Genomic DNA, 12,835 nt, shown 5'->3' on the forward strand with positions numbered 1-12,835 from the left:
CACCGGCGACTTAGGGAATTGGCCGGTGGTTAGACCTAATTTTTTCACTCCGCAGTAGTCGGTCGGCCTATTTCTACGCGCTGGCGCAGCCGTTTAACTATTTCGAGGGAGGTTAGTTGCATGTGTATCACGAGAATTGGTCGCGGCTCTGCTTCAACGAGAAAAAAACATCGCTTTCCAGTCCACTTGTTCGGCGTGAAAAAAAGTCCGGTCCCGTTGCCTGGCTCCTTATTTGACCCGTCTGTTGACTTGGGTGACAATCAAGCACTCACCCACCGATAGATTATTCCCCGCTCTGGATTTGCCCTATGCCTTCTCTATTTTCGCGACTCTTCGCACTTTTCCTCGTAGCAGTCTCGTGCGTTTCGGCAGGCTTGGCTCAGGAAGTGGCCATGAAACCGAACTTTGTCATCATTAATATTGATGACTTGGGCTATGCCGATATCGAGCCTTTTGGGTCCCAGATCAATCGGACTCCCCATCTTAATGCGATGGCCGCCGAGGGGATGAAGCTAACTTGTTTTTATGCGGCGCCGGTTTGTTCCCCTTCTCGCGCGGCGCTGATGACCGGCTGTTATCCGAAACGCTGTTTGACGATTCCGCATGTTTTATTTCCGGGCAACGCCGAAGGGCTGAACCCCGACGAGGTGACGATCGCCGAGCTGATGAAAGAGCAGGGGTACGCGACTGCGATCATCGGCAAATGGCACTTGGGGGATCAGCCTGACTTTTTGCCGACGCGGCAAGGGTTTGACTATTACTATGGCTTGCCTTACTCGAACGATATGGGCCCTGCCGCCGACGGCGTGAAGAGCAACTTTGGGGCGCCGATTCCCCAGCCCAAGGGAAAAGGACAGCCGCCGTTGCCGTTGCTGCGGAACGAGACAGTGCTGCAGCGCGTGTTGGCGAAAGATCAGACCGAACTGGTAAATCACTACACCGAAGAAGCGGTCAAATTTATCAACGATCATCAAGAGGAGCCATTCTTTTTGTACTTGCCCCACTCGGCGGTGCATTTTCCGTTGTATCCAGGCGATGCGTTTCGCGGGAAAAATTCGCACGGCTTGTACAGCGACTGGGTTGAAGAAGTGGATTGGAGCGTTGGTCAGGTGCTGCAAGCGCTGAAGGATTTGGGCTTGGATAAGCGGACGCTGGTGATTTTTACCTCAGACAACGGCGGGCAGACGCGGTTTGGCGCGATCAATAAGCCGCTGCGAGCCGGTAAAGCGACCACGTTTGAAGGTGGGATGCGCGTTCCCACGATCGTGCGCTGGCCCGGCAAAGTTCCGGCGGGATCAAGCAGCGACGAAGTGGTCGGCATGATTGACGTCATGCCGACGCTGGTCAAACTAGCCGGCGGTGCTGCGCCGACCGATCGAAAGATTGACGGGGCCGATATCGGCCCGATCTTGGCTGGCGTCAAAGAGGCCAAGTCGCCGCACGACGTCTTTTATTTCTACCGCGGCTTTGACCTCGAAGCGGTACGCAGCGGTCCTTGGAAGCTGCGGCTAAAAGAGGGAGAGCTTTACAACCTGAAAAAAGATATCAGCGAAGCAACCAACGTCGCCGCGGATCACAGTGACGTTGTCGAGCATCTGCGCGCGTTGGCCACCGAAATGGATAGCGACTTGGGCGTCAAAAAAATTGGTCCAGGCTGCCGCAAGTTGGGAATGGAGAAGAACCCGCAGCCGCTGATTGGGTTTGATGGAACGGTGCGGGAGGGATTTGGGGGAAAGTAACGGCAGAATGACGAAGGTCTAAGGACGAATGTCTAAGGCCCAGAAATCGTCGCACGAGTCGGAAAGTCTCAGGCATACGGGCTTCATTAGACATTGAAGTTTAGATATTCGTCATTTCTCCGAAGTATCGACCTTCGCCCAAAACGGATGTTGGCGATCGGCTCTGGTGCGTACGTCTTCTAGCATTACTTCGGCCGAAGGTTTTAGATCGCGGTCGAAGCTGCGGCGGTCGATGTTGATTGAGGCGCGTTTATTGAAGTCGACCATCTCTGGCGTGAAGTAAACCGTGGCGCCGCCCGACTTGGATTGGACCGAGACGCCGTTGGTGGCCAAAATTTTTGCTTCGATATCGGTGGTGGTCGCTTTGGGCTGCGGCCACTCGGCCGGCAAGACTCGCCCGCGAGCCGGCAGATCACGAATCTCGACCCAATAGAAAAAGTTGTCCCAGGGACGCATCGTCGCGATCGTAAATTCTTTCGGCGTAAAGTTGCGCTGATGAACTCCCATCCAACTGAACATCTCCTGGATCTCTTCCTGGAAATGCTCATGGCCGCGCCCGAGATATTCAACGACGGTGACGTCCATGTTGTTCTTTTGCAGATAGCGATCCCAGTCGCGCGCGTTCCGTTCCAATTTGTTGCCGTCGAACTGACCATGGACAAAGTACATCGGTAGGAAGCGAGCATTTTCCCAATAGCGAGAAACGTACTTGTCGGCGGTGGCGACAATCGGCAGCACGCCGGCCCACAAATCGGGATGAGCCAAGCCGATATCCCATGCGGCGTCTCCCCCCATCGAATGCCCGGTTAAAAAGACTCGATCGGTATCGATCGAGAAGCGTCGCATCGCGCCGCGCAGCGAGTAAAGCACCGCCGCATGCTCCTGGGCCGAGTATTGATAGTTGAACTGATGTTCTTCGCGCCAAACCGGAGCGATTACGATATAGCCATTGCGAGTCGCCTGACCGAGACGCATGCCGGCCTGTTTGCTGTAGGCGCCGGCCCACCAGTCAATTTGTTGCTCCGGCGTCGTTCCGCCGTTCAACGTGACGATGGTCGGATAGCGACGGTAGGGATCATAGTCGGGAGGCAACTGCACATAGTATTGAAAGTCATCATGGCCCGTGATGCCGGGCGTGGTCATCAGCGAATAGCCAGGGATTTCGGATTCGCTGAACGCTTCGTCTTCGCTTTGCGGCGGCTTCATGTTCAGAATGATCTTGGCCAGATATTCGGGCGTGCCTGCTTCCTGCGACTGCAACTGTTTGAGGATGCCGGCTTTGTCGACATTGAGTTGGTTCGAGAGATATTGTTGAACGAGTCCGCGCGATTCGTAGGCGCTGAGGGCGACAGCCAGATTTTGCGTACCGTTGTTGGCGCCCAAGACCCAACCACTGATCGCGAGCGCCAGTTTCTCTTCGGCCAACAGCCCGTTATCGTCGGCCAATCGCATGAAGTCGGTCAGGCGATTGATGGTGTTGATGGAGCAATCTTGTTTGATTTCGTTGACGGCGACATCAACTTGTAATTGTTTCGCCGGATCGGCGTACTCGGCGGCGTATTTCTCAAGTAGCTCCATAGCGCGAGCACGACGCGCTGAGATCGAGTCATACTCCGAGAGCATTTGCCGCACTTTCAACAGAGTTTCTCCGGCGACTCCCTCATCTGGAAACTTGGAGAGCATCTGGTAGGAGAGGGTATGTTGACCGGATGATTGTCGGAGCTCGATTTCACGAATCAGGTTTTGCGAGGCCAGTTGCCGCAGGCCGCTGATTTGTTTTTTCAGGTCAGAGAGTTCGGGGAAATCGCGAATGACTTCGGCCAGTTCGAGTGCGGCGTCGTGATAGCGTTCGCCTTGCAGATAAAGCCGGACGATTTTCAGTCGTTGATCAGCGTCCGAGGAATCCAACTGTTGCCGTAACACTTTGCTAAGCGTGTCGCGCGGGATGCTGCTGGTGCGCATCCGCATGTCCCAGATGTACGAGTGTTCGGCTTGCAGCCCTTCAACCTTGGTCCAGCGCGGCGTGATCTCGGTAATCCCTTGGATCACATCGATCTTGCCGCGGGCGGTGTCCATCGTATAGATGCGACGTCCCCATTGATCAAACGGCGTGATGCGAATGCTGGCGCCGATGATCGCAACCCGACTGCCCGATTGCGGAAGTCTTTGTTCGATGTGGATATGCTCTTGCAGCGCCGGCGGCGAAGGCTGGACGTTTTTGACCAGATAGCTGGGCACATAGACGCGGCGGAGATCATCGTCGGCGATGACGATCAGTTGCAGAGCGACGCCGCCTGAGGCGCCAGCGTCGAAGACCCCCTCGCCGATCGAAGCGATCTTGCCGAGTTTGCCCTCGATTGTCGTCCCGTTTTTCAACTCCAAGATGTCGGCCATCGCCGGCGAGAGGAGCAGCGCAGAGAACAGCAGAGCAGTCAGGGTAAGTCGGGTAGTCATGCAATCCGTCGACGAAGGGAGGAGCGTAGAGAAGACGGGGAATTGTATCTCTCAGCAACGCCGAAATCGCGGCGTTTCGCTCTCTTCATTGTCAACGAGTTTCACTACGGGTCAACAAAATCGCTAGAATCGGCCTAAATAGAAGGCAAAAGAGGAGTTTCGACCTTCACCCACTAGTTGGCGCTAAACGAGATCGAGGTGCTAACGTCGCGTGAGATTGGTTCGACCATAAACCGCTGATAGCAATCGCGGCACATTTTGTAATTACGTTCGAGGTGATCTTCGTGCAGAGTTGGATCTTCGAGGCTTTGCATCTTTTCGAGCGCGTCGGAGATCATCGCCAAGTGATCGTGGTCGGTATCGTGAAGATCGTAATCGTCCAGTTGCGGTTCGATCTCGAGGAAAGCGGTCAAGCGAACGATAAAGCAGGGATCGGTCGCTTTGTCAAAAACTTGCTGACAGCAATGGCAAGCAAATTGACTCATACTGCGTTCCCTTCGTGAGGCGTGGAGGAGGGGCGGTTCGGCGACTTCATGTCAGCGACGAACTCCATCCTAACGTCGCTTGAACGGAGCGAGCAATACGAATTGAGCGAAAAAAGAATGCGGCAGATTGCGAAAAAAAAGCCGTGGCGTTGAGACGCCACGGCTTGGTATTTGGTTGGCTAGCTGCTAGGCAAGCGATGGTTGCAGAGACATTAGTTGTCGTCGACCAGCGGCTCTTTTTTCTCGGTAATTACTTCACACTGCGGCGCCATCTCGGCGTTCAGTTCGATGAAGCCTTGCCATTCTTCCGGCACGTTGTCTTCGTGGAAAATCGCTTCCACCGGACACTCCGGAACGCAAGCTTCACAGTCGATGCATTCTTCCGGGTGAATGTAGAGGATCTTGTCCCCTTCGTAGAAACACTCGACCGGGCAAACGACTACACAATCGGTATACTTGCACCCAAAGCAGGGTTGGCAAACTACGTGAGTCATCGCTTTTCCTCTTTTCCTCGCATATGCGTCGCTAAAATGACGGCCGCCCCGCCCGCTGGGTGTCCCCGAAAATAATCTGGGGAGATTGTTCTGCAGGCAGTATTTTCGCCGAAAGTCTTAATCCAGAACCGCTTTACCGTAAGTTATCCCTGCTATAATAGACTGTCAAGATAGACAGCCGCTACCAAATGTTCAGGGCAATCTTGCCTCAGGAGGGGGCTGCAAATAGAATCCCGCCAGGGTGGAGTTCCTTCTGCCCGGCCGAAATTTCACTCCCTTGCGAGGCCAAAGTGGCCCTAACTGATACGGATCGCAATTTGCTCGACAGCTGTCTGGCCGGTGAGCCGTGCGCTTGGGAAGCGCTCGTCGATCGGTTCATTGGGCTGGTCGTGCATGTCGTTGATCACACGGCGCGGGCCAAAGGGGTCGATATCACCGTCGAGGATCGCGAAGATCTAGCGGCCGACGTATTTGCTCGGCTTGTACGCAAAGATTTTCGCATTTTACGGGATTTCCGCCGTAAATGCTCGCTGGCCACCTATTTGACCGTCATCGCACGCCGCGTGACCATCCGTCAGTTGCATCGCCGTATTCGTGAGCGTTCGCTTCATTTTGCGATGAACGGCGAGCCGAAGACGCCGGTGACCTGGACCGTCGAACAGCGGGTCGAAGATCGCGACCAGATCGAAGCCTGGCTAGAAGCGCTCTCGGGGCTTGAGGCCGACGTGGTTCGACGCTTTCATCTCGAAGGACTTTCGTACGAAGAGATCAGTCGCCAGTTGGGGATTCCAGTCAATTCAATCGGCCCGACCCTCTCGCGGGCACGCTTAAAGATTCGCCGCAACAATTCGGCCGATTCGGTCTTTCAGTAATTTTCGGACGTTTTTCTTCCGTTGCAGTCGTTCTGCAAACACCAATCAGGGGGAGCTTGCTAGCCCAATTGTCCTGCCTGTCGCCGACTATTGTTGAGGCTTTTCTGAAGCCGGCGCCAAAATGATCGCTGGCGGCGTCCAAGTTTGCTCTACGATCTCGGCATCTGGGTTGTAGGTGCGCAAGATCAGGTAGAAGTTGCCCGCAGGCGCCGGTAACCAATTTTTTGCCGCGGCGCCGGTCGGTGGGTCGTGCTGGATCACGATTTTCAGCCCTTCGGCCATGTCTGGCTTGGCCCCCAGCGTGCGGCTAGTGATCGAATATCGATCCAGCGAATTCTCGACTAGGTTGGCGTCGCTACTGTACATGGTTAGCGACCAGAAAGCCTTGGCCGGGGGTAATTTGCCGGGCGGAAAGTTGAGCTCGTACTTGTTGGCGCCGGTCAGTTGCTTGCCTGCGGCGTCGACCCGGGCGAGCAAAAAGACCGACTCCGCCGGATCACTCGCGGCGATGCCGCCGAGCGACTGCTGCGCCGCTCGAACCAAGTATTCACCCTTGTCCCCAGCTCGCCCCAGTGCAGGTGGAGGATATTTCCAGCCGTTGACGACCACGCAATCAGGCGCATCGAGCAGCGCGTTCTCCAAGATTTTTTGGCCATCCACGGCGGCTCGCGCTAGACCTGCCTGGTAGGCGGGATCCAGCTTGGCGACGTTTTGGCCCGGACCAATTTTGAGCGTTGCAAACAGATCGATCAGACCTTGTTGCGACTTGGGGGGCGGGTTTTCGGTCAGGGCGCGGTTGATTGTTTTCCAAACGGCCAGCGGATCACCCGTGGGATTAGGGGGCTGCCAAACGTCGCGAGTTTCAGGAAGTTGAACCTTGTTTTTGCCCCAGTAGGAGAGCGGCGTCAACTTGTATTGCGACTGCAGCTCGCGGACATAAATCACATCTTGCGCGTTGTAAACCAACGTGCGTCCCATCACCAAAACCCAGGGAGTCGGCGATTTAGGTAATGCGATCACACCGCTGGGCAACTCATCGGCAAAGTCAGGGCCGACAATCGCAAAGTTGCCGGGCCCACTGCCGTTGGTCCGTTGTCCGACCGAGGCAAAGTTGTCTGAATTAAACGCGGCAAACTCGAACGAGTAGTAACGATCGGCCATGTCCGGGATCGACAAAATCACCGGCTCACGGGAGACGTCGACCCAGGCGATCGAGTACAGCGTGTCATTGTTGGGACTGCCGCCGCCACGGTACTTGGCGGTCGTCAGCCGCTTGGCATGAAAAAAATGATTCACCGCCGCATAGGCGTTCTTCCCTTTTTCACCCGGATCGGCGACCCATTTCCAACGCAATTGGGCGTTGTAGTAGTACGGAAACGCATAGGTGTAGGCTGCGATGCCGATGCTGCGGGCATACTCTTCTTTCCAAGACGGCGGCGTCGCCGTGGGAGTTGTCGCCGGCTTCGTTTCTGGCGCCGATTCTGGCTTCGGCGCATCCTGAGCGCGAACCCTTGCGCCGCTCAGGGTGACGAGTATCACGAAGATCAGAAGTAAAAGTTGACGCAGCATCGCTTGGTTTCAAGTCCGGTTTGCGGGAACACCGTTGATTATTCCCTCGTTACGAGAATGAGATATTATAGGTCGCAGAATTTAGCGGTAATCGTTGATTATTCGTTATAACCAGACATTCGGCTTGGTTTTTGTTCACCTGCGGAGGGGCCTCCTGGCTTTCTAGTCACGGGGGCAAAAGCCAGCTAAAATGCGTAATTCTTTCTACCCCCGTTACCCCCGCAAGTGAACTGAAGGAGCGTTTGATGTCCGCCCCGCTCAACAAGTACAGCAGCCGCGTTACCCAGCCAAAAAGCCAGGGCGCGTCGCAGGCGATGCTATACGGAACCGGCATGACCGAGGCCGATATGGACAAGGCGCAGGTTGGCATCGCCAGCGTTTGGTACGAGGGTAACACCTGCAATATGCACCTGAATCAACTGTCGGAGGTGGTGAAAAAGGGGGTGGTTGCGGCCGATATGGTTGGCATGCGCTTCAACACCATCGGCGTCAGCGATGGTATCTCGATGGGTACCGAAGGGATGAGCTTCTCGCTGCAATCCCGCGACCTGATCGCGGACTCGATCGAAACCGTCATGGGCGGGCAGTGGTATGACGGGCTGATCGCGCTGCCGGGTTGCGACAAAAACATGCCGGGCTGTTTGATCGCGATGGGACGTTTGAACCGTCCGGCGATCATGGTCTACGGCGGCACAATCAAGCCGGGCCACAACAGCAAGGGAGAAAAGCTCGATATTGTCTCGGCTTTTCAGTGCTATGGCCAGTTCCTCTCGGAAACGATTTCCGAAGAAGAACGAAGAGAGATCGTCCACAAGGCTTGTCCCGGCGCAGGCGCTTGCGGCGGCATGTACACCGCCAACACGATGGCGACCGCGATCGAAGCGATGGGGATGACGTTGCCTTACAGCAGCAGCATTCCGGCCGAAGATCCGGCCAAGCAACAAGAGTGCATTGACGCCGGGAAAGCAATACGGCTGTTGTTGGAAAAAGATATCAAGCCGCGCGATATCATGACCCGCGATGCGTTTGAAAACGCGATGGTCACCGTGATGGCGCTGGGAGGTTCGACTAACGCCGTGTTGCATTTGATTGCGATGGCGCGTGCGGTTAATGTCGATCTTTCGATCGACGACTTTCAAACAGTTAGCGATCGGGTTCCATTCTTGGCCGATTTGAAGCCGAGCGGCAAGTTTGTGCAGGAAGATCTGCACTCGATCGGCGGCACCCCGGCAGTGCTGAAGTACTTGCTGGCCGAAGGCTTTTTGAAGGGGGACTGTTTGACGGTGACCGGCAAGACGCTGGCCGAAAACATCGCCGATCTCCCCGGTTTGAAGGAAGGCCAGAAGATCGTTCACCCGTTGTCGGATCCGATCAAGTCTTCGGGCCACATCCAAATCTTGAAGGGGACGTTGGCTCCCGATGGCGCCGTCGCCAAGATCACCGGCAAAGAAGGACTCCGCTTTCAAGGCCCAGCCAACGTCTTTGATAGCGAAGAAGAGATGCTGCACGCGCTGGAAGACAAGAAGATCAAAAAGGGAGACGTCGTTATCATTCGCTACGAAGGTCCCAAGGGAGGCCCCGGCATGCCGGAGATGCTGACTCCGACTTCGGCGATCATGGGCGCCGGACTTGGCAGTGATGTCGCATTGCTGACTGACGGGCGATTCTCGGGCGGTTCGCACGGCTTTATCGTGGGACATATCACGCCAGAGGCCCAAGAAGGCGGCCCGGTCGCGCTGGTTAAAACGGGAGACATCGTCACCATCGACGCCGACACCAATTCGATTGACGTCGATGTGCCGGCCGATGAGATGGCGAAACGCCTGGCCGCTTGGAAGGCGCCTGCTTTCAAAGCGACCCGCGGCACCCTCTATAAATACATCAAGAACGTGAAGAGCGCTTCGGAAGGTTGCGTCACGGACGAGTAAGCCCGATGACGCTTTCGGCTACTACCCCATACCACACAACAGAGGCGACGCCCTACGAGGCGTCGTTTTTTTTATGACCACCATTGTTCTCTTGATTCTCTCGAACATCTTTATGACGTTCGCCTGGTACGGGCATTTGAAATTCAAGACTAGCCCAATGTGGATTGTGATCTTGGTTAGTTGGGGAATCGCCTTTTTCGAGTACTGTCTGCAAGTGCCGGCTAATCGTTGGGGTCACGAGCGGTTCAGCGCCGCTCAGCTGAAGATCATGCAGGAAGTGATCACGCTGATCGTCTTCTGCGTCTTTGCGGTGACGTTTCTGCGCGAACCGCTGAAATGGAATTACATCGTCGGGTTTGTCATGATCATCCTCGCGGTCGTCTTCGTCTTCGGATTCGATACGCCAAGCAAAGCGGCGTCAGAGCAGTCGTCGAGCGTCCAGCCATCAGAAACGCTCGACGATAGGTAGAGTACAAAAAAGAGGATGACCAAGTTGGCCATCCTCTACAGGGTGTTGTCGCAGGCTTGCCTAGCGACGACGAGGCTAGTCGTCATGGGGTTGGGGGGACCCTTATTTTATCAGGTAATTTTGACCTCGCAGGTTACAGAGCAATTGTTCGCCTGGTTTCTGCTGCGCCAACAGCGCGTTCTGCTGCTTGTTGTTCGCGGCGACCAAGGCGAAATATTCCTTGCTGTACCGTTCGACCGACTTAATCTTCTTTTGATCTTTGACCGGATCGATCTCGCCGGCACTTTCGGCGATCCAGATTTTGTCTCGCAGAAAAAGGGTTTCGTTCCCGATATTGCGAATGTTTGCTGCGACGACGGTTCGGTCGTTCTCCGTATCCTGATAAACCGCTCCTCCGGCATAGGCATTCGCCGCCGCGCCTGAAGCCATCGGAGTAAACGACGGCGAGCTCGTCGCAGGAGCTCCAGAATTGGCGCCCATGCCGCCGGCAAATCCGCCTGAGCTCTTGCTTAAGCCCCCAAAACCACCACCAAATCCGCTGCCGCTGGCACGATCAGCCTGTTGGTACGCCCCTTTTTGGGCTCGCTGCGAGAAACCCAGTTTACCGCTCGATTCGCTCAGCTTGCGCGTCTCCATTTCGGCGCGCTCGCGACTTTGCATCCCGCCGGCTCGGGCGTCGGCCAGATCTTGGACACTGGAGTTTTCATCAGCCAGAAAAGAAGTGTACGGCGTGATGATCCCATGTTTGGTCGAAAGCGTGACCAGTTCTTTGATCAACTCGTCGTTCTTGCCGTGGAGATCGATGTCATCAATGATCTCGCCGATGCGACGCATCGCCCAGAGCTTTTCGACAAACGCATAGGTTTGATCGTCGGTCTGTTTGACGAACTTCGCCGGAAAATCGACCTGCTGTTTTTTATCGCCGACCGTACCAGCAATCGTGATTTTGGCGTCTCCATGTTTGCGATAGCGGCCGGCGATGATTAGCTGTTCGCCAGCGAACAGGTCACGTGACTCTTTCGGCTGCAAGCGATTGACGAAATTGTCGCCGCCGTGCTCCAGATCGTATTTAATCGCGACATTGGTCATGACTGGTGCGCTGATCTTGTTGTAAAGTCGCGCGACGTGAGTCTCGATATCTTCGTTCGGGCGAACATACTCGCTTTGTCCAAAGCATTCCCGCGACAACCGGTCCAGCAAGCGGCTATTAACGTCATAGCCGACACCGAAACTGATTACGCGGGCTCGCACATCATTGTGTTTTTTCGCACTAGCGACGATTTTTGTCTCGTTTTGTTCGCCATGCGTTGGCAAGCCGTCAGTCAGAAACAGCATATAGCTAGGCCGCTTGTCATCTTTGAGCATTCCCATCGCTTGGGTGAGGGCTCCATCGATATTGGTGCTGCCGCCGGCATACAGGTTGTCGACAAAGTCGAGCGCCTGTTGCCGCGATTTGTCATTCATCTTTTGCAGTTCCGGCTCAAACGATTCGACGTCGCTGTCGTAGGCGATGATGTTGAATAGATCGTCTTCGTTCAAGTTGTTCAGCACAAACTTGGCCGCTGCCTTGGCTTGCTCGATCTTTTCGCCGCTCATACTGCCAGAGCGATCGACCACAAAGACCACCGTCTTTTTCGTCTTCACATCTCCTTCTTCTTCGATCGGCGGGCTGGCGAGCAACAGGAAGTAGCCATCTTCGTTCTCGTCAGGACGGTAAGTCAGAACGCTGGCGCTGAGGTCGGTTTTGGCCGTATCAAAGAACAGGCGAAAGTCGGTGGTCGGGACGCAATCGGTTTGTTCGATCGTGACCACCGCGCGGTTCTTCCCTTTGCGTTTGACGTCAATCTCGTGCGTTGGGCTGTAAACGCTTTTCAGTTTTTCGGTCGTTTCCAAGGTTAGCCGCAGACGAAGTTTTTCGAGCGGCTTATCGGTGAATCGTGCTGTCGAAAGGGGAAACAGGAAATCGGTCAGGCGATGATCTTTCCGCAGCAGTTGGCTGTAGGTAATTGTCACGGTACGACTAGCGCCAGCCGGAACCGGAAAAACGCTGGTCTGAAACATACCGGTCCCAACCCACTCCAGCAGCGCTGGATCTTGGTTTTTGCGGACGATCTCTTCGTAGATCTCGCGAGCTTTCTCTTTGGGCAGCAATTTGGCCGGGTACTCTTTGCCGTCGACCAGCAGCGTCAGACTGTCGATCGCGCCATCGTAGGGAAGGGGAAAGAGAAACGAAACTTGCAGTTGGCGACTGCAAGTATTTTCGAACGTTTGGGAAACCTGCACTTTGGCAATCTGGTTTTCGATGTTGGCGTCAACTTCTAGGCTTTTGATTTTGTAGGATTCGGCGACCGGTTGCGGCGAAGGTCGCGGAATCGGACGCGGCAACGGGATCGGACGAATCGGGTCATGGATGATCACCACGGTCTGCGCCGAAGCGCCCGCCGCTCCGCTAAACAGGGCGAAAAAGAGAGCCAGCGGGGCCCACAAAGAGAGACGTACATAGCGAGTCATGACAGTTGCTCCTAGCGACAAGAGATCGGGCTTTGTAGTGTAGACGAGGGTCAAGCCGAGATTGTTTTGTCAAGAAACGAAAAGATTCAGTTGCGCAATTGATCTTGTTTGCGGCGGTTATGGTTAAGAGCCGGCCATTAGCCCTGATTTTTGGGTGAAGATACTAGCGTCTCTCTGCACTTAATCTATAATCCGGCATTGGCCAATCGGGATTGTTGTGCAGGTAATCATCGCGGTTTCGCCAGATGCTGCCGGCGACATTCTTTCTACCGAGTCGTCATTCACCTCCTTTTCGCCCTCCTGCCTGCCGCTGC

The 12,835-nt window shown here is 55.1% G+C and carries 9 protein-coding genes; 4 read left to right on the forward strand and 5 right to left on the reverse strand.

Annotated features, from left to right (window positions below; genetic code table 11):
* Window positions 1-392 precede the first annotated feature (392 nt).
* Window positions 393-1,739 carry a sulfatase family protein gene (locus SH421x_RS05460; RefSeq protein ID WP_488854390.1) on the forward strand — a complete coding sequence of 449 codons (1,347 nt, stop codon included), beginning with the start codon at window positions 393-395 and terminating at the stop codon, window positions 1,737-1,739.
* 111 nt (window positions 1,740-1,850) lie between these two features.
* Here the strand turns inward: SH421x_RS05460 and SH421x_RS05465 are convergent, their stop codons facing one another.
* From SH421x_RS05465 to SH421x_RS05475, 3 genes are all read right to left on the reverse strand, one after another.
* Entirely contained in the window at window positions 1,851-4,193 is a 2,343-nt protein-coding gene (locus SH421x_RS05465) for a carboxylesterase family protein (protein WP_488854391.1), read from the reverse strand.
* A gap of 173 nt (window positions 4,194-4,366) precedes the next feature.
* Entirely contained in the window at window positions 4,367-4,678 is a 312-nt protein-coding gene (locus SH421x_RS05470) for a hypothetical protein (protein ID WP_488854392.1), read from the reverse strand.
* Window positions 4,679-4,890: 212 nt separating this feature from the next.
* Window positions 4,891-5,172: a ferredoxin family protein gene (locus tag SH421x_RS05475; RefSeq protein WP_040351682.1), complete on the reverse strand. Its 282-nt coding sequence runs from the start codon at window positions 5,170-5,172 to the stop codon at window positions 4,891-4,893.
* 290 nt (window positions 5,173-5,462) lie between these two features.
* Between SH421x_RS05475 and SH421x_RS05480 the strand changes: the two genes are divergently transcribed.
* The gene (locus tag SH421x_RS05480) at window positions 5,463-6,044 is read left to right on the forward strand and encodes an RNA polymerase sigma factor (RefSeq protein WP_488854393.1); all 582 of its coding nucleotides are present in this window, start codon (window positions 5,463-5,465) and stop codon (window positions 6,042-6,044) included.
* 87 nt (window positions 6,045-6,131) lie between these two features.
* Here SH421x_RS05480 and SH421x_RS05485 read toward each other — a convergent pair whose 3' ends face one another.
* Entirely contained in the window at window positions 6,132-7,613 is a 1,482-nt protein-coding gene (locus SH421x_RS05485; RefSeq protein ID WP_488854394.1) for a DUF1254 domain-containing protein, read from the reverse strand.
* 245 nt (window positions 7,614-7,858) lie between these two features.
* Between SH421x_RS05485 and ilvD the strand changes: the two genes are divergently transcribed.
* Together ilvD and SH421x_RS05495 are read left to right on the forward strand one after the other, a co-directional pair.
* On the forward strand, window positions 7,859-9,541 hold the full coding sequence (gene ilvD / locus SH421x_RS05490; protein ID WP_488854395.1) for a dihydroxy-acid dehydratase: 1,683 nt from the start codon (window positions 7,859-7,861) through the stop codon (window positions 9,539-9,541).
* Window positions 9,542-9,614: 73 nt separating this feature from the next.
* Window positions 9,615-10,010: a DMT family protein gene (locus tag SH421x_RS05495; RefSeq protein WP_488854396.1), complete on the forward strand. Its 396-nt coding sequence runs from the start codon at window positions 9,615-9,617 to the stop codon at window positions 10,008-10,010.
* Window positions 10,011-10,112: 102 nt separating this feature from the next.
* Here the strand turns inward: SH421x_RS05495 and SH421x_RS05500 are convergent, their stop codons facing one another.
* Window positions 10,113-12,521, reverse strand: coding sequence for a VIT domain-containing protein (locus tag SH421x_RS05500; RefSeq protein WP_488854397.1), 2,409 nt, complete (start codon window positions 12,519-12,521; stop codon window positions 10,113-10,115).
* Window positions 12,522-12,835: the final 314 nt, after the last annotated feature.

The organism is Blastopirellula sp. SH421, assembly GCF_057808535.1.

Bases quoted from the DNA above. Each gene is read 5' to 3' on its own strand.
- SH421x_RS05470 (WP_488854392.1), bottom strand. From the start codon at position 4,678: ATGAGTCAATTTGCTTGCCATTGCTGTCAGCAAGTTTTTGACAAAGCG.
- SH421x_RS05465 (WP_488854391.1), bottom strand. From the start codon at position 4,193: ATGACTACCCGACTTACCCTGACTGCTCTGCTGTTCTCTGCGCTGCTC.
- SH421x_RS05485 (WP_488854394.1), bottom strand. From the start codon at position 7,613: ATGCTGCGTCAACTTTTACTTCTGATCTTCGTGATACTCGTCACCCTG.
- ilvD (WP_488854395.1), top strand. From the start codon at position 7,859: ATGTCCGCCCCGCTCAACAAGTACAGCAGCCGCGTTACCCAGCCAAAA.
- SH421x_RS05500 (WP_488854397.1), bottom strand. From the start codon at position 12,521: ATGACTCGCTATGTACGTCTCTCTTTGTGGGCCCCGCTGGCTCTCTTT.
- SH421x_RS05475 (WP_040351682.1), bottom strand. From the start codon at position 5,172: ATGACTCACGTAGTTTGCCAACCCTGCTTTGGGTGCAAGTATACCGAT.
- SH421x_RS05495 (WP_488854396.1), top strand. From the start codon at position 9,615: ATGACCACCATTGTTCTCTTGATTCTCTCGAACATCTTTATGACGTTC.
- SH421x_RS05460 (WP_488854390.1), top strand. From the start codon at position 393: ATGAAACCGAACTTTGTCATCATTAATATTGATGACTTGGGCTATGCC.